This is a genomic window from Leucobacter sp. Ag1 (genome assembly GCF_000980875.1).
Classification (GTDB): domain Bacteria; phylum Actinomycetota; class Actinomycetes; order Actinomycetales; family Microbacteriaceae; genus Leucobacter; species Leucobacter iarius.
Map to the genome: position 1 here is coordinate 107,593 of NZ_LAYO01000111.1, position 22,647 is coordinate 130,239.

Here is a 22,647-nt window from a genome sequence, read left to right on the forward strand (position 1 = left end):
GGTCTCCGAGCCTTCGGCACGGATTCGCGCCGAAGAACCGAAGCACAAGAAGGGTGCGCGCATGGGGCTGCTGCACGAACTCAGAACCTCGTCGAAGACCGCGCTGCTCGTCGCGGTCGCCGCGGCGACGGTCGGCATCATCTACGGCTACGACTCGTCGAACATCGGCGGCGCGCTCGACTTCATCGCCAAGACCTTCGACATCCGCAGCGAGGCCGAGAAGGGCGTGCTCACCTCCTTCGTCATCTTCGGCGAGATCGGCGGCGCCCTTATCGGCGGCTCGCTCGCCAACCGCTTCGGGCGCAAGCGCATGATGGTGCTCGTCGCGGCCACCTTCGCGATCTTCTCGCTCGCCTCGGGCCTCGCGTGGGACGTCCCCTCGCTCGCGATCGCCCGCGTGCTGCTGGGCGTCTCGATCGGCATCTCGATCGTGGTCGTTCCCATGTACGTGGCCGAGTCCGCGCCGACCAAGATCCGCGGTGCGCTGCTCGTCATGTACCAGGTCGCGACCGTGGTCGGCATCATCTTCGGCTACCTGCTGGCCTGGGCGCTCGCCCCGACCGAGAACTGGCGGATCATGCTCGGCGCCGCGGCGGTGCCCGGAGTGCTCATCACGCTGCTGCTCCTGCGCGCCCCCGACACGCCCCGCTGGTACATGATGCGTGGACGCGTCGCGGATGCGACCCGGGTGCAGGCGCTGATCGAGCCGGATGGTGACACCGCGGGCGAGATCGCCTCGATGCAGCGCGAGCTCGACAGCGGATCGGGAGTCCCGTCCGTCCGCAAGGGCCTCGCCGAGATGCTCCGCAAGCCCTACCTGCGGGCGACCGTGTTCGTCGTGCTGCTCGGCTTCTTCGTCCAGATCACCGGCATCAATGCGATCGTCTACTACAGCCCGCAGATCATCAAGGCGATGGGCTTCGCCGAGACCGACCACATGGCGATCTTCGGACTGCCCGCGCTGGTGCAGGTGATCGGCCTGATCGCGGTCTTCGTGTCCATGTCGCTCGTGGATCGCATGGGTCGGAGGCCCGTGCTGCTCACCGGCATCGGGATCATGGTCGTCGCCGGGATCCTGATGGTCGCGACCTTCGGCTTCGGCGCGGCCGGCCAGGATCCGACGAACGTGCGCCTCGACGGGGGCTTCGTGGCGCTCGGCTTCCTCGGCCTCGTGCTTTTCAACGTCGGTTTCACCTTCGGCTTCGGATCGATGATCTGGGTGTATGCGGGCGAGGCGTTCCCGTCGCACCTCCGCGGGCTCGGGTCGAGCACCATGCTCACGAGCGATCTCGTCGCGAACTACATCGTCGGTGTCGCGTTCCTCCCGCTGCTCAAGCTCACCGGCGGAGCGGGGGTGTTCGCGGTCCTGGGCGTCTTCGCCGTGCTCGCGTTCCTGTTCGTGCTCAGGTTCGCGCCCGAGACCAAGGGGCGTCCGCTCGACGACATCCGCCTGTTCTGGGAGAACGGCGGCAAGTGGCCCGCCGAGAATCGTGCCGACTGAAAATCGGGCAGACTAGAGGCACGCCGGGCCTGGGCAGAGCGCCCGGCACCACTACGAAAGGCATGTGCGCATGCAGGTCATCATTGTCGAGACGCCCGAAGAGGTCGGGCGCGTTGCCGGCGAGCGCATCGCCGCGGTCATCCGTCGGAGCGCGTTCGCCGTGCTCGGCGTCGCGACGGGATCGTCGCCCCTCGGTGCCTACGCCGAGATCGCGCGCCAGGTCTCGGACGGCTCGCTCGACACCGCGGGCGTCACCGCCTTCGCGCTCGACGAGTACGTAGGGCTCCCGCTCGAGCACCCAGAGAGCTACCACTCGGTGATCCACCGCACCGTGACCGAGCCGCTGCGGCTCGATCCGGCTCGGGTCCACGTGCCCGACGGCACCGCTCCCGATCTCGAGGCGGCCTGCGCCGACTACGAGCGCCGCATCCGCGAGGCCGGCGGCGTCGACCTGCAGCTGCTCGGCCTGGGCGCGAACGGGCACATCGGCTTCAACGAGCCGACGTCGTCCTTCGGATCGCGCACGCGCCCGAAGACCCTGGCACCCAAGACGCGTCAGGACAACGCCCGCTTCTTCGACTCCGCCGATCAGGTGCCGGTGCACTGCCTCACCCAGGGGCTCGGCACGATCCTCGACGCGCGCGAGCTGCTGCTGGTCGCCCAGGGGGCCGGCAAGGCCGATGCGGTCGCCGAGATGATCGAGGGCCCGCTGTCGAGCCGCTGCCCGGCGAGCGCGCTGCAGCTGCACCCGGAGGCGACCGTGATCATCGACCGGGCGGCTGCGGCGAAGCTGGAGCTCACCGAGTACTACGAGCACGTGCTCAAGCACCTGCCGGCCTGAATCCTCGCGCTCGTCGTCGTCAAATATCTCGACGTCGAGATACCCCGGAAACTTGGGTAGACTGTCGGTGGTCCCAACGGATCCACCGACGACGGCGATCCGGAAGGCGCTGTTGTGCGCGGTTCCGGACGGAGCGACACGCGCCCGCCGCCGTCCCACACCACTCACCACAGAACTGGGAGACGCGTTGGCGAAGATCAAGGTTGCAGGCACGGTCGTCGAGCTCGACGGCGACGAGATGACGCGGATCATCTGGCAGTTCATCAAGGACCGTCTGATCCACCCGTACCTCGATGTCACGCTCGAGTACTACGACCTCGGGATCCAGCACCGCGATGAGACCAACGACCAGGTCACGGTCGACGCGGCGCACGCGATCCAGAAGCACGGCGTCGGCGTCAAGTGCGCCACGATCACCCCCGACGAGGCCCGCGTCGAGGAGTTCGGCCTCAAGCAGATGTGGCGCAGCCCGAACGGCACGATCCGCAACATCCTCGGCGGCGTGATCTTCCGCGAGCCGATCATCATCTCGAACATCCCGCGCCTGGTGCCCGGCTGGAACAAGCCGATCATCATCGGCCGTCACGCCTTCGGCGACCAGTACCGCGCGACCGACTTCCGCTTCGCGGGCGAGGGCACCCTCACCGTCGAGTTCACCCCGAAGGACGGCGGCGAGCCGCAGAAGTTCGAGGTCTACCAGTCGCCGGGCGACGGCGTCGCACAGGTGCAGTACAACCTCGACGCGTCGATCCGCGACTTCGCCCGGGCCTCGCTCAACTACGGCCTGTCGCGCAACTACCCGGTGTACCTCTCCACGAAGAACACGATCCTGAAGGCCTACGACGGCCGGTTCAAGGACATCTTCCAGGACATCTACGACACCGAGTTCAAGGAGCAGTTCGAGGCTGCGGGCCTCACCTACGAGCACCGCCTCATCGACGACATGGTCGCCTCGGCCATGAAGTGGGAGGGAGGCTACGTCTGGGCCTGCAAGAACTACGACGGCGACGTGCAGTCCGACACCGTCGCGCAGGGCTTCGGCTCGCTGGGCCTCATGACCTCCGTGCTCGCGACCCCGGACGGCAAGGTCGTCGAGGCCGAGGCGGCGCACGGCACGGTGACCCGTCACTACCGTCAGCACCAGCAGGGCAAGCCGACCTCGACCAACCCGATCGCCTCGATCTTCGCCTGGACCCGCGGGCTCGCGCACCGCGGCAAGCTCGACGACAACCAGGCGCTCATCGAGTTCGCGCACACCCTCGAGGACGTCGTCATCAAGACCGTCGAGTCGGGCAAGATGACCAAAGACCTCGCGCTCCTCGTCGGCCCCGAGCAGAGCTTCCTCACCACCGAGGAGTTCCTCTCCGCGATCGACGAGAACCTGCAAGCCCGCCTCGCGTAAGCGAGCGAGCACACGGTGAAGGCCGCGCCCCTCGGGGCGCGGCCTTCACCGTTTCCGGAGCCGATCGGCGCGCTAGGCGCGCAGCGGCAGGACGATCCCGCGACCCGTCGTCGGGTGGGGGATCACCTCGACCGGCGTGCCGTAGACCGCGGACACCGTCTCGGCGGTGAGCACGCGCTCGGGCGTATCGCAGGCCACGATCCCGCCGTCCTTCAGCAGCGCGATGCGGTCGGCGTAGGCCCCGGCCAGATTCAGGTCGTGCAGCACGACGAGCACGGCGTCGCCCGCTCGTGCGCGTTCGCGCGCCATCGAGAGCACCGCCTCCTGGTGGGCCAGGTCGAGCGCGGCGGTCGGCTCATCGAGCATGAGCACGCCGGTGCGTCCCGCGAGCACGCGCGCGAACGCGGCGCGGGCCCGTTCGCCGCCCGAGAGCGACGGCACTCGGCGGTTGCCGAGGTGCGTCACGTCCGCGGCCGTGAGCGCCTCCGCGATCGCGGCGTTGTCGTCGTCCTCGCGCCGGGTGCGGCGCCAGGGCGCGCGACCCATCTCGACGATCTGATGCACGGTGAAGGGGAAGAGCAGCTGCTGATCCTGCAGCAGTACGCTGCGGCGCCGCGAGAGCTCGGGCAGTGACCAGTCGCCCAGCGGACGGTCGCCGAAGCGCACGTCGCCGCCATCGGGCTCGACGTCGCCGCAGAGCACGCTGAGCAGCGTCGACTTGCCGGCTCCGTTCGGGCCGAGCAGCGCGAGCACCTCGCCGGCGCGCAGCTCGAGCGAGACCCCGTCGAGCAGGGCGCGGCCGCCGCGCACGAGGCGCACGGACTCGGCGGCGCACACGATCCCGCCGACGGGGGTGCGCTCGGGCAGCACGAGGGCGCGGGCGGCCATCATCCCCACCCCCCGCTCCGCTTGCGCGTTCGTCGCAGCAGCCAGAAGAAGAACGGGCCGCCGACGAGCGAGGTGAGCATGCCGATCGGCAGGTCCGACATCGGCACGATGGTGCGGGCGCCCAGGTCGGCGAGGGTGAGCAGCAGTGCGCCGCCCAGCGCCGACGCGGTGACGAGCGGCAGGTGCGCCGGCCCGAGGATCATGCGCATGAGGTGCGGGATCACGAGGCCGACGAAGGCGATGATGCCGACGAACGCGACGGCCACGCCGACGAGCAGCGCCACGAGCACGATCACGCCGACGCGGAGCAGCTCGACGTTCACGCCGAGGTGGCGGGCGTTGCGCTCGCCGAGCGAGAGCAGGTCGAGCTTGCGCGCCACGATCCACGCGACGATCAGTCCGATCGCCACGACAGGAGCCACGATGAGCACCTGGGACCACCGGCTGCCGGCCATGCTGCCGAGCTGCCAGAACACGATTTGCTCGCGCGACTGGGTGTCTCCGAGGAACGTGAGGAGGGCGATCCCCGCACCGGCGACGGCGTTGACCGCGATGCCCGTGAGCACGAGGGTGACGACCTCGGTCTTCCCCTCGGACCGGCTCATGGCGTAGACGAGCAGGGTGGCGGCGAGGCCCGCGGCGAAGGCGAACACCGCGATGGTCCACTCACCGAAGATCGAGATGCCGAACACGATGCAGAGGCCGGCGCCGACCGCGGCGCCCGACGAGATGCCGATCACGCTCGGCTCGGCGAGCGGGTTGCCGAAGATCGCCTGCATGAGCAGGCCGGACACGGCCAGCGCCGCACCGACGAGCGCGGCCATTGCCACGCGGGGGAAGCGGATCGCCCAGAGCGTCTGGTCACCGGCAGGGTGGCTCGGGAGCGGCAGCCAGTCGATCCCGATCCGGTGGAGCAGGGAGCCCACGACCTGGTCTGGCGGGATCGCGAGCTGGCCCGTTCCCGCGGACGCGATGAGGGCGACGATGAGCGCGACCCAGAGCCCGACGAACAGTGCGGTCGTGGTCGCTGCATGCCTCGATTTCCGCGTGGAAGCGGGTTCGTGGTGCAGGTTCATTTCTGGGGGAGGGCCTTACTCGGCTGTGCGCAGCGATCCCTGCTCGGGACCGGGAACCCGGTCCCGGGTTCCTCATATCTATCTTAGGCTAGGCTAACTTGGTCGTCAGATCTGGAGGTGTGCGATGCCCCCGATGCGCCGAACCACCCGTGCGCGCCGATCCCGAACGCGGGCTACCGCGCTCCTCGCGATCGCGCTCGCCGCCTCCCTGGGCCTCGCTGGCTGCCAGACCGGCGGCGACCCGAGGGCATCGTCCGGGCAGCAGAAGGTCGACCTTCCGCCGCTCTCGACGCTCACCCCTGTCGCGAACCCGCGCACGGTCCAGGGGCCGGCCACCGCCGTAATTGGCGGCCCGAGCCTGCCCCCGCTCTCGGCGAAGGCCGAGGCGAAGCTCCCCGTGACCGTCACCTCGCACGATCCCGGCGGCGACCGCCGGGTCGAGGTGAAGGACACCTCCCGTGTGATCGCCCTCTCGCTGACGGGCACCGTCGCTGAGCTGGTCTCGGCCTACGGGCTCACCGACCGGCTCGTGGGACGCGACGTCTCGACCGAGCTCCCGGGCACCGAGGACCTGCCGGTGGTGACCAAGTCCGGTCACACGATCGACGCCGAGAGCGTGCTCGCGCTGAATCCGACCCTGATCCTCACCGACGGATCGATCGGTCCCACCGACGTCGTGCTGCAGTTGCGCGACGCCGGGATCACGGTCGTCACCGTGACCCGATCCACCGATCCGAAGAGCACCGACGTCGCTGCGAAGGAGATCGCGGCGGCGCTCGGCGTCGCACCGCTCGGCGACGAGCTCACCGCGCAGCTCGATGCCGTCATCGCCGCGAAGGAGGAGGAGATCCGGCCGCTGGTGCCGAAGGATCCGGCCAAGCGCCCGCGCGTCGCCTTCCTCTATCTGCGCGGTACCGCCGGGGTCTTCTACCTGTTCGGCGAGGGCAGCGGCGCGGACAGCCTGATCCAGGGGATCGGCGCGGTCGACGTCGCGAAGGAGATCGGCTGGGTCGGCGAGAAGCCGATGACCAGCGAGGCCCTCATCGCGAGCGACCCCGACGTGCTGCTCGTCATGACCGGCGGGCTCAAGAGCGTCAAGGGCGTCGACGGCCTGCTGGCCGCCCAGCCGAGCATCGCGCTCACGCAGGCCGGCAAGCACCGTCGCATCATCGACGTCGACGACACCCTCGTCTTCGCGGGAGGCACGCGCTACCCCGACGTGCTCGACGGCCTCGCGCGGGCGATCTACACCGACGGATCCGCCGGGTCGTAGACCGCGGTTCCCTACCCGGAACCTGGCAGATTCCACGTGTACGCTGTGCTGAGTGCTGGGCCGCTGCTGGCCGCCCGACACCGGACGACTAATGGGAGACACGCGTGACGGGTGAACTGACGGAGGCTTCGAGTGCGACTCGACGCCCCAATCGGCTGCCGGAAGACCGCTTCGACCGCGTCCAGCGCACCCGCAGGGCGGGTGCGCATCGGCTGACCGCGCGTCCGCGCAGCTTCTGGACCTACGCGGTCGCCGCGCTCGTCGGCACCGCCATCTGCGCCACCGCCGGCATCTTCGCGCTGCAGGCTGCGAGCAGCACGGGCGAGGTCCGCCTGCCCACGGGGAAGACGACGACCACGGCCACCGAAGCCGCCAAGCTCGATCCGAAGGCGACGGTCGCCGTCATCAACGGCACCTCCACCGACGAGCTCGCGGGCGGCGTCGACAGCGTCATCACGAAGGAGAAGTGGGGCCAGGTCAGCTTCTCGGGCGATGCGGCGAAGCGCGACGTCAAGATCTCGGCGATCTTCTACTCCGACGACGCCGATCGGCCCGCGGCCGAGGGGCTCGCGAAGAAGCTCGGCGGTCTCTCCTCCTACAAGTCGTCGAGCTACGACAGCTACCAGGTGAAGCTCGTGGTGCTCCTCGGCGCCGACTACGCGGGGCCGGGCAAGGCCGAGGCCGCGAAGATCGTGAGCGGGCAGACCACGGCCCCGGATCGCGGTGCGGGGACGACCACTCCGTCGACCGGCGCCGGCGACGAGCAGGCTCCGGCCCAGTAACCGCAGGGGTTCGCCCAGCGTTCTCCCGGTGTTCGCCGAGCGCGAGCGTCTCCGCTTGCACTCCCCAATGGTGAGTGCCAAGATTGGCTTAGCACTCGGTTCTCCCGAGTGCTAATACCCAAGTGCTTCAGGCGACGCACCACCGCGCGTCGCCCACCACGACCGACCGGGAGGGTCGACACATGGCAAAGATCATTGCGTTTGATGAGGAAGCGCGTCGCGGACTCGAGCGGGGTCTGAACATCCTCGCCGACACCGTCAAGGTGACGCTCGGCCCGCGCGGCCGCAACGTCGTGCTCGAGAAGAAGTGGGGCGCCCCCACGATCACCAACGACGGCGTGTCCATCGCCAAGGAGATCGAGCTCGACGACCCCTACGAGAAGATCGGCGCCGAGCTCGTCAAGGAGGTCGCGAAGAAGACCGACGACGTCGCAGGCGACGGCACCACCACCGCCACCGTGCTCGCTCAGGCGCTCGTGCGCGAGGGCCTCCGCAACGTCACCGCCGGTGCCGACCCCATCGCGATCAAGAAGGGCATCGAGAAGGCCGTTGCGGCCGTCTCGGCTCAGCTCCTCGAGAACGCCAAGGAGATCGAGACCACCGACCAGATCGCGGCGACCGCTTCGATCTCGGCCGCCGACGAGCAGATCGGCAAGCTGATCGCCGAGGCGATCGACAAGGTCGGCAAGGAGGGCGTGGTCACCGTCGAGGAGTCCAACACCTTCGGCACCGAGCTCGAGCTCACCGAGGGCATGCGCTTCGACAAGGGCTACCTCTCGGCGTACTTCGTCACCGACGCCGATCGCCAGGAGGCGGTCTTCGAGGATCCCTACATCCTCCTCGTCAACAGCAAGGTCTCCAACATCAAGGACCTGCTCCCCGTCGTCGATCCCGTGATCCAGTCGGGCAAGCAGCTCCTCATCATCGCCGAGGACGTCGAGGGAGAGGCGCTCGCCACCCTCGTGCTCAACAAGATCCGCGGCATCTTCAAGTCCGTCGCCGTCAAGGCTCCGGGCTTCGGCGACCGTCGCAAGGCCATGCTGCAGGACATCGCGATCCTGACCGGCGGCCAGGTCATCTCGGAGGAGGTCGGCCTCAAGCTCGAGAACGCCACCCTCGACATGCTCGGCACCGCCCGCAAGGTCATCATCACCAAGGACGAGACCACCATCGTCCAGGGTGGCGGCGAGGAGGAGGCGATCCAGGGTCGCGTCCAGCAGATCCGTCGCGAGATCGACAACACCGACTCGGACTACGACCGCGAGAAGCTCCAGGAGCGCCTCGCGAAGCTCGCCGGCGGCGTCGCCGTCATCAAGGCGGGCGCTGCGACCGAGGTCGAGCTCAAGGAGCGCAAGCACCGCATCGAGGACGCCGTCCGCAACGCGAAGGCTGCGGTCGAAGAGGGCGTGCTGCCCGGCGGCGGTGTCGCGCTGATCCAGGCCGGCAAGGACGCGTTCGCGTCGCTCGAGCTCTCGGGCGACGAGGCCGTCGGTGCCAAGATCGTGCAGGCGGCCATCGAGGCTCCGCTGCGCCAGATCGCGCTCAACGCCGGCCTCGAGCCGGGCGTCGTTGCGGATCGTGTCGCCAACCTGCCCACCGGTCACGGCCTGAACGCCGCGACCGGCGAGTACGGTGACCTGGTGGCACAGGGCATCCTCGATCCCGCCAAGGTCACTCGCTCGGCGCTGCAGAACGCCGCGTCGATCGCCGGCCTGTTCCTCACCACCGAGGCGGTCGTCGCCGACAAGCCCGAGCCCGCCGCCGCGGCTCCGGCCGATCCCGGCGCGGGCATGGACTTCTAAGTCCCAGCCTCTGCGTGAAGCGGGGTCGCACCTTCGGGTGCGGCCCCGCTTCTGCGTTTTCGGCGTTCCTCCGTTCGTCGCTCACTTGTGTACGGGCGACCCGAAACGAAAACAACATGTTACCTTTAACAGGCGAGTAGCGGCGTGTCGTCGCCGCCACTGCGGTGCGCCCGGTAGTCGGGCGCCGGTTGAGAAAGGAACGCAGGACACTATGAAGCGGAACCAGAAACGGGTTCGTGCAAAACACTGGAGCCGCTCGGCAGCCGGGATCGCGGTCGGTGCGCTCGGGCTGAGCAGCCTCGTCGTGGGCGGTGCCGCGGCCTCTGCCACGGCCGCACCCGAGGGGCAGCGCTACGTGCCGGGCGCGAGCATCCTGGGCACCACGGCGGAAACCGAGAGCGAGCACTACAACGAGTGGCACTTCGGTCCGGGCACGGACTACGCGCAGTCGGTCGAGCCGCGTCGCAACGGGATCCAGCTGGCGGCGGACGTTCCCACGCAGGTGATCCGCGGCAACGGGAACGATGTCGACTTGAACTCGGATACGACTCCGCTGAGCGAGGTACTGGATGGGCTCGAGCTGGTGGCATCCGAAGATGCCGCACTGACCTTCCAGGTGGGCGTGCGTATCGACGACAACGAAGACGGAATCTGGCAGCCGGGTGAGTCCTGGGCGACCCTGCGCGCTCCGGCGGGTGACTCGAACGCGTGGACCACGAGTCGTGCGATCGGCGAGCTGCAGCCGGGCGAGACCGTCGACCGGGCTGGGGCCATCGCGGCCCTGGGCACAAAGGCCTATGCGATCTCGACCGGTTTCCTCGCGTGGAAGCCAGCGTCCTCGGTGCTGGTGACCTCGTTCTCCGATGCCTCGGGTACCACACGGTTCACCGCCGAGCCCGCAGCACCGGTCGCGGGAGAGACGCGCACCGAATACCTCACCGAGATCCGTCCGAACGAAGACACGTACCCGGGTTGGCACAACGGGGCCGATTCCGGCGAGGCCTGGGAGTTCGTGCACGACACTGAGTCTCCGAACAGCATCGCGCTCACCGGTCGCGTCCAGCTGCTCAACGGCTTCGCCGAGGAGGACTTCCTGGCGAACGGGCTCGATCTCGCCCTGACCATGCAGGTCGGTCGCTCCGGCGGGCCGGTCTGGGTGCAGATCCCCGTCTTCGCCTACCCCGACGGGCACTCTGGCCAGCCCGTGTTCACCACGGTGCGGGCGCTCGTGCCCGAGTCGGGCAGCCTGGCCGATGCGACCGAATGGGAGATCTCCCGCAAGGTCGGCGGCGTCGACAAGAACACTCCTGTGTCCTTCGAGGAGATTCGCGCCGCGCTGGGCGAGCACGACGTCATCGGCTACGGGATCTACGTCGACACCGACCAGTCGGCGCTCGTCGGCTCGATCGTCTTCAACGGTCTCACCACGGTGTTCGGCGAAGAGCAGAAGCCGACCGAACCGGTGGCTCCGAAGTGGTCGCGTCTGGGTGGCAGCGACCGGTTCGAGACCGCGGTCAAGGTGTCGCGTGAGCACTTCCCGAACGGCGCGAAGGCCGTGGTGCTGTCCCGGCATGATGTTCCCGCGGACGCGCTGACCGCGGCCCCGTTCGCGGTGAAGCAGAACGCGCCCCTGCTCCTGACCCAGACCGGCACCCTCACGGCCGCGACGAAAGCGGAACTGCAGCGGTTGAAGCCCGACACGGTGTACATCGCCGGCGGTACCGGCGCGGTATCCGCGCAGGTCGAGCAGCAGGTGCGTGCCCTGGGCGCCAAGACGGTGCGGATGGGCGGCAGCGACCGGTACGCGACGGCGAACCAGATCGCGAAGACGGGCTGGGGCAAGACGGGCGCGTCCGCGGTGTTCATCGCGACGGGCCGCGACTTCCCCGATGCGCTGTCCGCGGGAGCGGCCGCGGGTGGCGTGGATGCTCCGGTGCTCCTCGTCGATGGGAAGGCCGGGGCGGTGCGTCAGGATGTGCAGGCGCAGCTCGCGGCGTTGAAGCCGGCCGCGGTGCATATCGCGGGCGGCACGGGCGTGGTGTCGAAGGGCATCGAGTCTGGCCTGGGCAAGAGTGCGAAGGTCGCCCGTCACAGTGGTGCGGATCGGTATGCGACGTCGGCGGCGATTGCGAAGTCGTGGCATACGAAGTCGGGCGCGGTGTATCTCGCGACGGGTGCGGGGTTCGCTGATGCGTTGACGGGTGCTGCGGTTGCTGGTGGGAAGCCGGGTCCGGTGCTGTTGGTGCGTTCGGGGTGTGTGCCGGCGTCTGTGGCGGGTGTGCTGGGTGAGATCACGCCGCAGGCGGGGTATGTGCTGGGTGGTGCGGGTGTGGTGAGTGAGCGTGTGCTGACGAACCGCAACACCTGCGCCTAGGCCATCGACGGGCCTCACCGCCTGCCTGTCGAGGTGGTGGGTCAGCGCATCGGAACGCTGGCCCGCCACCTGTGACCGGGACCGTCCGGCTCGCGCCCTCGAGCCGAGCCGGACGGGCTCAGCTCTTCGAATCGGGCTCGGCAGGTGCTTCCGGGCGCGGGCCGGTGTGCTCGAGCGAACCCGTGGTGGGCGCGACCGGCAGATCGACTCGGAACGTGGCTCCGCCACCCTCCGTCTCGTGCACGCTCACCGAACCGCCGTGGGCATCGACGATCGACTTCACGATCGACAGGCCGAGGCCGGAACCGCCCGTCTCCCGGTTGCGCGAGGTGTCCGCCCGCCAGAAGCGATCGAAGATCTTGGTACGGAGCTGCTCGGGCACGCCCTCACCGTGATCGATGATCTCGAAGTGGCCCGAATCCGGGCCGGAGGCGACCGCGATCTCGATGGGGCTGCCCTCCGGGCTGTACCGCAGCGCGTTCCCGATCAGGTTGGTCATGAGCTGCCGCACCTTGTGCTCATCGCCCAGCACCGTCGGGCGCGACGGATCCTCGACCACGCTGATCGTGCGGTCCGGGGCCTGGGCCAGCGCGTCGAACGCGGCATCCGCCGCGAGCGCGTTCAAGTCCAGCGTCTTGAGCTCGAGCGGACGCCGCTCATCGAGCCGGGCCAGCGAGAGCAGATCCTCCACGAGGGAGGTCATGCGGATCGCCTCCTTCTCGATCCGGCCCATCGCCTGGCCGACCTGCTCCTCGTCCTGCAGCGCCCCCATGCGGTAGAGCTCGGCATAGCCCCGCACCGACACCAGGGGCGTACGCAGCTCATGGCCGGCGTCACCGACGAATCGGCGCATCTGGTCGATGGTCCGAGCACGCTCCGCGAGAGCGACATCGATGTGGTCGAGCATCACGTTGAGCGACTCGCCCAAGTGGCCGACCTCGGTGTGCGGATGCGCGACGTGGATGCGCTTCGAGAAGTCGCCCTTCGAGATCTCCATCGCCGTCCGCTCCACCTGCGCGAGCGGCACGAACGTCGTGGTCACGAGTATCCGAGTGAGCGCAGCGCCCAGCAGGATCACCGCGATGCCGAAACCACCGAAGATCAGGATGAACTGCGCCGTGGTCTGGCCGGTGTGCGCGGTCGACGCCGCGATCAGCAGCGTACCGGTTTGCCCGGGCTCCGCCCCGTTGATCGGCAGTGCGGTCGCCCGCCACTCGAGGCCGGCCGCATCCGTGATGGTGAACGTGGAACCGCTCACCCGAGTCTCGACGACGGTCCCGGTGAGGCCCGCCGGGATCCGCGGAACGTTCTCGGTCGGCCAATCCGTGGCGTTGTCGTATCGCTTCTTGCCCGTCGAATCGAGCATCGCGACGTAGTACGAGCTGCTCGCGCCCTGCACGTCGTAGGGAGTCAGTGCGCGCAGATTCACCCCCGAGGCCAGCGCCCGGGTGGGATCCTTGCTCAGGCTCTGCAGATCGCTGTCGACCACCTGCACGAGGTACGGGCGCAGGAAGGAGAGCGTGCCGACCCCCGCGACGATGAGCCCGAGCGACAGGATGAACACGGTGACACCCGTGATCTTCGTGCGCAGCGAGACATCGGCCCAGCGCTGCGCGGGCGACCGGCGCGCCACCCTACTTCGCTTCGGTCTTCAGCATGTAGCCGAAGCCGCGCTTGGTCTGGATCAGCGAGTCGCCCGTCAGCGGGTCGAGCTTCCGGCGCAGGTACGAGATGTAGGACTCGACGATGCCGGCGTCACCGTTGAAGTCGTACTCCCACACATGGTCGAGGATCTGCGCCTTCGACAGCACGCGGTTCGCGTTCTGCATGAGGTACCGCAGCAGCTTGAACTCGGTGGGGGAGAGCTCGACCGAGGTGCCGTCGACGGTCACCTCGTGGGTGTCCTGGTCGAGCACGATCGGGCCGGCCGAGAGGACGGCCTCCTCGTCCTCCTGGATGGTGCGGCGCAGGATCGCCTTGATGCGGGCGATGATCTCGTCCAGGCTGAACGGCTTGGTCACGTAGTCGTCGCCGCCGACGGTCAGGCCGGTCACCTTGTCCTCGGTGTCGTCCTTCGCGGTGAGGAACAGGATCGGGGCCGTGTACCCCGCCGAGCGCAGCCGCTTGGTCACGCTGAAACCGTTCATGTCGGGGAGCATCACATCGAGGATGATGAGATCCGGCTCCTCCTCGAGCACGGCGGAGATGGTCTGCGCCCCGTTGCCCACGGCGCGCACGCCGAAGCCCGCGAAGCGGAGGCTGGTGCTGAGCAGCTCGCGGATGCTCGGCTCATCGTCGACGATCAGGATCCTGGGGCCCTTGTGCTGCGTGTTCATGCGACCAGTCTCTGACCGTTTGCTATGGGTTCCCTGGACGTTCGGCGCCGTGTCGCGTGTTCACGGCTACACCCGGAAACGATGCCGAACGGCGTCCACGACGCGGCGGGCCTCCTCCGGGTCGGTGCGTTCGCCGTCGTCGGCGGGCGCCCGCATGTGCACCTCGCGGGCGCCGGTGGCCGACAGTGCCGCAGCCACGTTGCCGGAGCGCAGGCCGCCGGAGGCGAGGATCACGAGGCGATCCACGGCCTGCTCGACGAGCGCGGAGAGGCCCGGGAGATCCGCGACCGCTGCGTGCCCGCCCGTCGTGAGCACTCGCTCATATCCGAGCCGGACGAGATCCTCGAGCCCGGCCGCCTGATCGACGACCTGATCGAAGGCGCGGTGGAAGGTGAGGCGGTGCGGTCCCGCGGCCGCGACGAAGCGAGCGGTCGCGCGGGCATCGATGCGCAGATCCGGGGTGAGCGCCCCGACGACGAATCCGAGGCGCGGCGCGGCAGCGGCGGCGGCGTCCTCGCCCGAGGACTCGGCGATCCAGCGGTCGTGCTCGGCGCGGATCGCGCGGATCTGCGCGCACATCGCCTCGATCTCGTCGTCGCCGTAGACGAAGTCTCCGGGGCGGGAGCGGATCAGGACCTGCAGGCCGCCCGAGGGGCAGCGGGAGAGCGCCTCCGAGATCTCGGCCGGATCAGGGGTGAGCCCGCCGCAGGAGAGATCGCGGCAGAACTCGACGCGGTCGGCGCCGGCCGAGCGCGCGGTGTCGATACCGGCGAGGTCGCCCACGCAGAGTTCGACGACCACCCGCCCGAGCCCCGAGCCGTCCGTGCTCACGGCCGCCACCCCGTGTAGGCGTCCGATCCGGCGGCGTAGCAGCCGTGCACGGCCGCGCCCCACTGACCGGCCGACTCGCCGAGCAGCGAGGTGACGAGGGTCGGCGGTTCGCGCCAGGCGAGGATCTCTCGCATCCGGGCTTCGACGCGCGGCAGCAGCGCGTCGCCGGCGCGCGACAGGCCGCCGCCGAGCACGATCCCGGCGGGATCGAAGGCGAGGGTGAGCTGCGTGAACACGAGCGCGAATCCCTCGACCGCCGTCGCCCAGACGGCGTCGGCCGCGGGATCGGATCCGAGCCGTCGGGCGACCTCCTCGGCGCTCGTCTCGGACCCCGACGCGGCGAGATACCGCGTCGCGATGCCCTTGCCCGAGGCGTAGACGTCGAGGCAGCCGCGCTGCCCGCACGCGCACGGTTCGCCATCGGGGAAGACGGGGATGTGGCCGATCTCGCCGGCGGTGCGCGTCGCGCCCGCCCAGACCTCCCCGGGCAGGCAGACGGCGGCCGAGATGCCGGTGCCGACCGGGACGACGAGGCTGGAGGAGAAGTCGCGGGCCGCCCCGAACAGGCTCTCGGCGAGGCCCGCGCCCCGACCGTCGTGCCCGAGCCGGGCCGGCCGGCCGGTGGCGGCGGAGACCCGCTCGGGGATGGGGTACCCCGCGAGGTCGAGGTTGGAGGCGAAACCGACGACGCCGCGATCCTCGTCGACGGTGCCCGGAGTCAGGATGCCGATCCCGGCGATCCCCGGGAGCCGCGAGACGAGACGCTCCGCGATCGACTCGAGCTGCGGGACGGTCGCGGGGACGGTCGGCTCCGCCGTCCGGTCGACGACGGTGCCGGCCTCGTCGATCACGAGGCTCTTGATGGAGGAGCCGCCGACATCGATCCCGGCGTAGAGCGCGCTCACGGAGCGACGACCAGCGCGGTGAGCGCGGGATCCTGCATCCCGGCGTCGAACGGGAACATCGGTCGAAGGATCCGGTGGTGGCCGAGGCGCACCAGATCCTGATCCACCCCGCCGGGGGTGAGCGCCATCATCCAGTCGGCCTGCGTCTCGTAGAGGTCGGGCTCGAGGTATCCGATCTTCACGACGACCACGTCGGCCCGGCGGATGTCGATGCCGAGCCGCTCGAACTGCGCGTACTCGGTGTACTGGTTGCGATTGCTCGTGACGATGACCCGCAGGCCGCCCACGCGGATCACGGCGGTACGGCCGCCGCGCGGATCGTCGCGGAGCACGTCGACGGTGCCGACGAGGAGCTGCGGTCCGGGCGCTCGGGTGTCAATGCGGCCGCCGACCTCGATCTCCACCTCGGCGCCTTCGCCCGCGGCCCATGCCTCCGCGACTGCGGCGGGATCGACGACGGAGGCGTGAACGACGTCGAGCTCGCCGGAGCGTGCCGGTTCCCAGACGAGCAGCGCGGCGAGTGCGACCGTGACGTCGTCGGCACCGCCGGCACCCGGGTTGTCGCCCGAATCCGAGATGAAGTAGGGACGGGCCGCGGTGCGCCCGTGCTCGAGGCAGTCCTCCATCGAGGCGACGGGCGCGACGAACTCGAACGCGTCGCGTACAGCCCAGAACCGTTCGGCGAGCAGCTTCGCCTGAGCTTCCACGTCTTCCGCGTCGTCCCCGGTGACCACCACGGCCGCCGTGCAGCGCGGCTGATCCGCCCAGGCGAACCCGACCCAGATGGCGGCGTCGAGGATCCCCGGGCGGGACTCGATCCCGGGCAGCATGCCGTAGAGGCTCTTCGCCGGTTCCATCCGCGTCGACGTCTTCTCGCCGGGCAGCAGGATCGGGACGTGGACGAGCGCCTTCACCGGCTTGCCGGATCCGGCCACCACACGGTCGACGAGGTTGCGGGCGGCGCGCTCGCGCGACTCCCACGCGTCCTCGTGCGGCGCCATGCGATAGCAGGTGAGCAGGTCGCAGCCGGCGAAGAGCACTTCGGACACGTTGCCGTGGAGGTCCATCGACGCCGACACGAGCGGTGCTTCGCCGATCACTCCGCGGATCGCGGTGATGAGGTCGCCCTCGGCATCGTCGAGCCCGGGCACGCTCATGGCTCCGTGGATGTCGAAGAAGAGGGCGTCGAGATCGGACGCGGCGGCGAGGCCGTCGAGGATCTCCTGCTTCCAGGCGGCATAGGCGGCCGGATCCACGACCCCGCCGGGCAGCGCGCGGGCGTGCAGGATCGGCACCCACTCGACGGCGGAGGCCCAGTCGCCGTCGATCCAGTCGTAGCGCGCGAGCAGCTCGGCTCCACGGGTGACCTCGAAGTCGGCCGCGGTCGACGTGTAGGGGGTGAACGTCGAGCTCTCGATGTGGATGCCGCAGATCGCGATGCGGGGACGGCTCATGCGTGTGCTCCTCGTGCGTTGAGAAAGACGCTCGTGGCCTCGGCGAGGCCCCAGAGCGCGGAGTCGGTGCCGGCGAGAGACTTCTCGACCGCGGTGTGCTCCATGACGGACTGGAGGCAGCGCTCGTGCAGCGACTGCCGAACGCCGCCGACGAACGCGTCGACGGCGGAGAGCGTCCCGCCGATGATCACGGCGTCCGGCGCCAGGAACGAGACGGTGTGCGACAGCGCGATACCGAGGTTGACGCCGGCGCTCCGGATCATCGTGACGACCTGAGCGCTGCCGTCGAGCGCGGTCTCGATCAGGGCGTCGTTGCTCGGGAGCGCGAGTCCCTGCGCGCGGAGCTCCCGCCGGATGGATTCCGCCGAGGCGATGGTGTCGAGGCAGCCGGTGTTGCCGCACTGGCAGGGGCGATCACCGCCCGCGGGGACGGGGACGTGGGTGACGTCGCCGGCCAGCCCGTGCGCGCCGCGGCGGGGAGCGCCGTTCTCGACGAAGGCCCCGCCGATGCCCGATCCGGCCTTCACGTAGATGTAGTCCCCGAGCGCGCTCGGGGCTCCCGAGGTGGCCCGTCGGTAGGCGCTCTCTCCGCTCGCGCCGATCCTCGCGTCGTTCTCGACCACGACCGGCAGCTCGGACCACTCGCGCATCGCCTCCGGCACGGTGCAACCGTTCCAGCCCGGCATGCGGCTCGGCCCGACGACGGTGCCGGTCTGCGGGTCGACGGGCCCGGGCAGCGCGATGCCGTATCCGGAAATCTCGGTTCCGCTGCGCTCCGCCAGCTCCTCGCCGCGCTCGACGAGGGTGCGCAGGATGGTCGTGGGTCCCTCGGCGATGTCGATGTCGAATCGGTTCACGTGCGAGACGCGGCCACCGCGGTCGGCGAGGCCGAAGCGCGCTCGGTGCGCGCCGAGCTCGACGACGAGCGCGCGCTCGCGGCTGTTCGCGGGGAGCAGGATCGATCCCGGGCGGCCGCCGGTCGACGCGGTGTCGCCGCCCTCCTCGAGCAGTCCGTTCAGGAGCAGCCGGTTGACGATCCCGGTGATGGTCGACGGTGCGAGCCCGGTCTGCCTGGCGAGCGCCGCGCGGGTGGTGGCTTGACGGGACGCGACGAGACCCAGGACATCGTCGTCCGAAGATCGGTTCATTCGGGACATCACCACTTCCTTCGTGGTTGGAGTGCAATATAACGAGTGCGTCACCGAGGTTGACAGTTTTTGCCTCGATGAGGCTAGGCTACCAATCGCGTCGAATAATTCAATGGCGTAGAAAGAATTACGTAGTAAGTACTCTTACTTCGCATTAATGTCGGATCCGAGGCACGTGGACGTGCGTCGGAACCGGCGCATCCAACGAGGGATGCTCGGTTCGCGGGTGTCTCCGCAACCGGGTGAATGGAGAACCCATGAAACGAATGTCATCGCGCGTGCGCAAGGCCCTCATCGGTCTCGCGGCGATCGCGGCGCTCGGGCTCACGGCCTGCAGCGGGGCCGGCGGAGGAGCCGGGAACGCATCGGCGGCGAAGGACACGGTCACGATGGCCTTCCGCACGCCGAACTGGATCCTGCCGATCTCGGCGCCCGGATTCACTCAGGGCGAGAACGCGATCTTCGGCACCGCGCTCTACCGTCCGCTGTTCAACTACGACCTGAACGGCGACTCGAAGTACTCGATCTTCGACGAGAAGTCGCTCGGCACCACTCCCGAGTTCTCGGCGGACGGCCTCACGATGACGATCAAGCTGAAGGACGCCAAGTGGTCCGACGGCGAGGCGATCACCACGCGGGACGTCGAGTTCTGGTGGAACCTGGTGAAGAACAACACCGACAAGTGGGCCTCGTACCGCGAGGGCGGATTCCCCGACAACGTCTCGGCGTTCACCGTCGTCGACGAGAAGACCTTCTCGCTCACCACGAAGCAGAAGTACTCGCCGTCGTGGTTCGTGGGGAACCAGCTGAACAAGATCTCGGTGATGCCGCAGCACGTCTGGGATCGCACCGAGGCAGGCGGGAAGGTCGGCGACTACGACCGCGACAAGGCCGGGGCCGTCAAGGTCTTCGACTTCCTCACCGCGCAGTCGAAGGATCTCTCCACCTACGCCACGAACGACCTCTGGAAGGTCGTCTCCGGTCCGTGGAAGCTCAGCTCCTACGTGCCGAACGGCAAGGTCGAACTGGTCCCCAACGAGAACTACTGGGGCAGCGACAAGCCCGCGCTCAAGAAGGTCGTGCTGCGTCCGTTCACCGGTGACGACGCGCAGTTCAACGTGCTCCGCGCCGGCGAGATCGACTACGGCTACATCCCGGCGGCGAACATCTCCCAGTCCGACTACATGAAGGGCAAGGGCTACACGGTCGCCCCCTGGTACGGCTGGTCGATCACCTACATGCCGCTCAACTTCTCGAACCCGAAGACCGCGCCGGTCTTCAAGCAGGACTACGTGCGCCAGGCGCTCCAGATGCTCATCGATCAGAAGACGATCTCCGAGAAGATCTGGGGCGGGATCGCGGCTCCGACCTGCGGCCCGGTGCCGCAGGATCAGAAGGACATGGGCACGCTCAAGGGCTGCGCCTACGAGTTCGATCCGGCTGGAGCGAAGAAGCTGCTCGAGGATCACGGCTGGAAGGTCGTGCCCGACGGCGCCACGGTCTGCGAGAAGCCTTGCACGGGCGCCGACCAGTGCGGTGAGGGCGTGAAGGCCGGCGCGACGCTGGAGTTCAACCTCGTCTCGCAGTCGGGCTTCGCCGCGACGACCAAGATGATGGCGCAGATCAAGTCCGAGATGTCGAAGGTCGGCGTCGTACTGAAGGTGCAGGAGGTGCCGGACTCCGTGTCGGTCACCCAGCCTTGCGAAGCCGGGAAGGACTGCACCTGGGACATGTCGTTCTTCGGTTCGCAGGGATCCTGGTACTTCCCGGTCTACGCCTCGGGCGAGCGGCTCTTCGCGACCGACGCGCCCGTGAACCTCGGCCGCTACTCGAGCCCCGAGGCCGACAAGCTCATCGAGGCTTCGCAGTTCGCCTCCGACGGGTCGGCGCTGAAGGACTACAACGCCTTCCTCGCCAAGGACCTGCCGGTGCTGTGGATGCCGAACCCGGTGTACCAGGTCTCGGCCTTCAACTCGAAGCTGAAGGGCGTCGAGCCGCAGGATCCGATGAACCTCATGTATCCCGAGGACTGGTCCTGGGCCAAGTAGCCCGCTGAACGGTGGGCACGGGGCGGCGTCGTCGCCCCGTGCCCACCGGCGGATCCGGCGCGGTGCGCCGTGCGTCGTTCGAGGGGCTCCTGCCGGAGCTCCTCGCGAAAGAGAGGTGAGAACCAATGGGTGCGTTCATCCTGAAACGCATCGGGCAGTCGATCGTCGTGGTGTTCCTGGTCACCGTGATCGCCTTCGCGCTGCTGCACGCGCTGCCCGGCGGTGCCGCGCGCGCGACGCTCGGCAAAGATGCGACCCCGGCGCAGATCGAGCAGTTCGACCACGACAACGGCTTCGACCTGCCCCTGCCGCAGCAGTACGCCCGCTACGTCGGCAACCTCGCGCAGGGGGACCTCGGCTACTCGTACAAGCTCAACCAGTCGGTCACCGATGCGATCTCGCAGCGGCTGCCCAAGACGATCCTGCTCTCCCTCATCTCGACGATCCTCGCCATCGCTCTCGCGATCCCGCTCGGCGTCTGGCAGGCGGTGCGGCGGAACCGGGCGCCCGACTACGCGGTGACGGTCGCGGCGATGCTCGCGTACTCGACCCCCATCTTCTTCCTCGGGCTCGTGCTCATCATCCTGTTCTCGCAGGTCTGGCCGCTGTTCCCACCCGAGGCCCCGCAGGGCTACACGGTCGCGGAGGTGCTCTCCGACCCGGTCGCCTTCGTACTGCCCGTCGTCACCCTCGCCATCGTCACCATCGCTTCCTACTCGCGGTACATCCGATCCTCCATGGTCGACAACCTCAACGAGCAGTACGTGCGGACCGCGCGGGCCAAGGGGCTGACCGGGTTCCGGATCGTCTTCGTGCACACGCTGCGCAACGCGCTGTTCCCCGTGATCACGCTGCTCGGGCTCTACATCCCCGCGCTCTTCTCGGGCGCGCTCGTCGTCGAGACGCTCTTCAACTTCAACGGCATGGGCCTGCTCTTCTGGCAGGCCGCGCAGAGCCGGGACTACCCGATTCTGCTCGGAGTGACCATCATCATCGCGATCGCGACGGTGGTGGGCGCGCTCCTGGCCGACATGCTCTACGCCGTCGCCGATCCCCGCGTACGTCTGGCAGGTAAGAAATGAGCAGCGCACCCACCTCGATCGGGGCTCCCGGGGTCCCGCGGCGCCGCGCAGGTCGGCAGAGCGTCTGGCGGCAGGGGGCCGAGGTCTTCCTGCAGAACCGGCTCGCGGCCTTCGGCCTGCTGGCGATCATCCTCTTCGTCCTGTTCTCCTTCGTCGGCCCGCTGTTCTACCCGACCGACCAGGTGCACACCGACCTCGCCAACTCGAACCTCCCGCCGGGGCCGGGGCATCCGCTCGGCACCGACGGGCTCGGCTACGACCAGCTCGGCCGGCTCATGGTCGGCGGGCAGACCTCGATCACGGTCGGCGTGCTCGCGGGCGTCTTCGCGACCTTCATCGGAACGCTGTGGGGTGCCATCGCCGGCTTCATCGGCGGCGCCGTCGACGCCGTGATGATGCGCATGGTCGACGCGCTCATGGCGATCCCGGCGCTGTTCCTGTTCATGCTCATGGCGACGATCGTCACCCCGACCGTGCCGCTGCTGATCATCATCATCGGCGCGCTCGCCTGGCTGGGCCCGGCCCGCCTCGTTCGCGGCGAGACCCTGTCGCTCCGCTCGCGCGAGTACATCATCGCCATGCGGGGCATGGGCGGCGGATCCGGGCGGGCGATCCGCACCCACATCGTGCGCAACGCGATCGGCACCGTCGTCGTGAACGCGACCTTCCAGGTCGCCGACGCCGTGCTCTACGTCGCCTACCTCTCGTTCCTCGGGCTCGGCGTCCCCGCGCCCGCGGCGAACTGGGGCGGCATGCTGTCGACGGGACTCACCGACGCCTACTCGGGCAACTGGTGGCTCATCTACCCGCCGGGCGTCCTGATCATTCTGCTGGTGCTGGCCTTCAACTTCATGGGCGACGGACTCCGCGACGCCTTCGAAGTGCGGCTGAGGAAGAGGTAGTC

18 protein-coding genes are annotated in these 22,647 nt (G+C 68.9%); 10 read left to right on the forward strand and 8 right to left on the reverse strand.

Features of this window, described 5'->3' with window-relative positions:
* Positions 1–61: 61 nt before the first annotated feature.
* The 3 genes from XM48_RS16155 to XM48_RS16165 all read left to right on the forward strand — a co-directional run bounded on the left by XM48_RS16155 (position 62) and on the right by XM48_RS16165 (position 3,744).
* Positions 62–1,501 carry a sugar porter family MFS transporter gene (locus XM48_RS16155; RefSeq protein WP_046456863.1) on the forward strand — a complete coding sequence of 480 codons (1,440 nt, stop codon included), beginning with the start codon at positions 62–64 and terminating at the stop codon, positions 1,499–1,501.
* Positions 1,502–1,571: 70 nt separating this feature from the next.
* Entirely contained in the window at positions 1,572–2,342 is a 771-nt protein-coding gene (gene nagB, locus XM48_RS16160) for a glucosamine-6-phosphate deaminase (protein WP_046456968.1), read from the forward strand.
* A gap of 187 nt (positions 2,343–2,529) precedes the next feature.
* The gene (locus tag XM48_RS16165) at positions 2,530–3,744 is read left to right on the forward strand and encodes an NADP-dependent isocitrate dehydrogenase (RefSeq protein ID WP_046456864.1); all 1,215 of its coding nucleotides are present in this window, start codon (positions 2,530–2,532) and stop codon (positions 3,742–3,744) included.
* Between the two features lie 72 nt (positions 3,745–3,816).
* On the opposite strand, the gene XM48_RS16170 is transcribed toward XM48_RS16165, so the two are convergent.
* Complete coding sequence (locus XM48_RS16170; RefSeq protein ID WP_336653434.1) at positions 3,817–4,635, reverse strand: heme ABC transporter ATP-binding protein; 819 nt, start codon at positions 4,633–4,635, stop codon at positions 3,817–3,819.
* Entirely contained in the window at positions 4,632–5,708 is a 1,077-nt protein-coding gene (locus tag XM48_RS16175; RefSeq protein ID WP_046456866.1) for an iron ABC transporter permease, read from the reverse strand. Before XM48_RS16175 ends, XM48_RS16170 begins: the two co-directional genes overlap by 4 nt.
* 133 nt (positions 5,709–5,841) lie before the next feature.
* On the opposite strand from XM48_RS16175, the gene XM48_RS16180 reads away from it, so the two are divergent.
* The 4 genes from XM48_RS16180 (at position 5,842) to XM48_RS17170 (ending at position 11,939) form a co-directional block, all read left to right on the forward strand.
* A complete protein-coding gene (locus XM48_RS16180; protein ID WP_046456969.1) occupies positions 5,842–6,981 on the forward strand; it encodes a hemin ABC transporter substrate-binding protein in 1,140 nt (379 codons plus the stop codon).
* Between the two features lie 104 nt (positions 6,982–7,085).
* A complete protein-coding gene (locus tag XM48_RS16185; protein WP_052961580.1) occupies positions 7,086–7,763 on the forward strand; it encodes a LytR C-terminal domain-containing protein in 678 nt (225 codons plus the stop codon).
* A gap of 182 nt (positions 7,764–7,945) precedes the next feature.
* Positions 7,946–9,565 (forward strand): chaperonin GroEL, encoded by a 1,620-nt coding sequence (gene groL / locus XM48_RS16190; RefSeq protein WP_046456867.1) that lies wholly within the window; start codon positions 7,946–7,948, stop codon positions 9,563–9,565.
* Between the two features lie 211 nt (positions 9,566–9,776).
* Complete coding sequence (locus tag XM48_RS17170; protein ID WP_052961581.1) at positions 9,777–11,939, forward strand: cell wall-binding repeat-containing protein; 2,163 nt, start codon at positions 9,777–9,779, stop codon at positions 11,937–11,939.
* A gap of 118 nt (positions 11,940–12,057) precedes the next feature.
* Here the strand turns inward: XM48_RS17170 and XM48_RS16200 are convergent, their stop codons facing one another.
* The 6 genes from XM48_RS16200 to XM48_RS16225 all read right to left on the reverse strand — a co-directional run bounded on the left by XM48_RS16200 (position 12,058) and on the right by XM48_RS16225 (position 18,622).
* The gene (locus XM48_RS16200; RefSeq protein WP_046456868.1) at positions 12,058–13,572 is read right to left on the reverse strand and encodes a cell wall metabolism sensor histidine kinase WalK; all 1,515 of its coding nucleotides are present in this window, start codon (positions 13,570–13,572) and stop codon (positions 12,058–12,060) included.
* Between the two features lies 1 nt (position 13,573).
* Positions 13,574–14,275 (reverse strand): response regulator transcription factor, encoded by a 702-nt coding sequence (locus tag XM48_RS16205; RefSeq protein ID WP_046456869.1) that lies wholly within the window; start codon positions 14,273–14,275, stop codon positions 13,574–13,576.
* A gap of 66 nt (positions 14,276–14,341) precedes the next feature.
* Complete coding sequence (locus XM48_RS16210; RefSeq protein WP_231580924.1) at positions 14,342–15,106, reverse strand: copper homeostasis protein CutC; 765 nt, start codon at positions 15,104–15,106, stop codon at positions 14,342–14,344.
* Positions 15,103–16,011, reverse strand: a complete 909-nt coding sequence (locus tag XM48_RS16215) for an ROK family protein (RefSeq protein ID WP_046456871.1) — start codon at positions 16,009–16,011, stop codon at positions 15,103–15,105. Before XM48_RS16215 ends, XM48_RS16210 begins: the two co-directional genes overlap by 4 nt.
* On the reverse strand, positions 16,008–17,465 hold the full coding sequence (locus tag XM48_RS16220) for a M81 family metallopeptidase (RefSeq protein WP_046456872.1): 1,458 nt from the start codon (positions 17,463–17,465) through the stop codon (positions 16,008–16,010). The genes XM48_RS16215 and XM48_RS16220 overlap by 4 nt, the downstream gene beginning before the upstream one ends.
* Complete coding sequence (locus tag XM48_RS16225) at positions 17,462–18,622, reverse strand: ROK family protein (protein ID WP_084821244.1); 1,161 nt, start codon at positions 18,620–18,622, stop codon at positions 17,462–17,464. Before XM48_RS16225 ends, XM48_RS16220 begins: the two co-directional genes overlap by 4 nt.
* Positions 18,623–18,870: 248 nt before the next feature.
* On the opposite strand from XM48_RS16225, the gene XM48_RS16230 reads away from it, so the two are divergent.
* The 3 genes from XM48_RS16230 to XM48_RS16240 all read left to right on the forward strand — a co-directional run bounded on the left by XM48_RS16230 (position 18,871) and on the right by XM48_RS16240 (position 22,645).
* Positions 18,871–20,661 carry a peptide ABC transporter substrate-binding protein gene (locus XM48_RS16230; protein WP_046456874.1) on the forward strand — a complete coding sequence of 597 codons (1,791 nt, stop codon included), beginning with the start codon at positions 18,871–18,873 and terminating at the stop codon, positions 20,659–20,661.
* Between the two features lie 125 nt (positions 20,662–20,786).
* The gene (locus XM48_RS16235; RefSeq protein WP_046456875.1) at positions 20,787–21,743 is read left to right on the forward strand and encodes an ABC transporter permease; all 957 of its coding nucleotides are present in this window, start codon (positions 20,787–20,789) and stop codon (positions 21,741–21,743) included.
* Positions 21,740–22,645, forward strand: a complete 906-nt coding sequence (locus tag XM48_RS16240) for an ABC transporter permease (protein WP_046456876.1) — start codon at positions 21,740–21,742, stop codon at positions 22,643–22,645. The genes XM48_RS16235 and XM48_RS16240 overlap by 4 nt, the downstream gene beginning before the upstream one ends.
* The last annotated feature ends 2 nt before the right edge of the window (positions 22,646–22,647 follow it).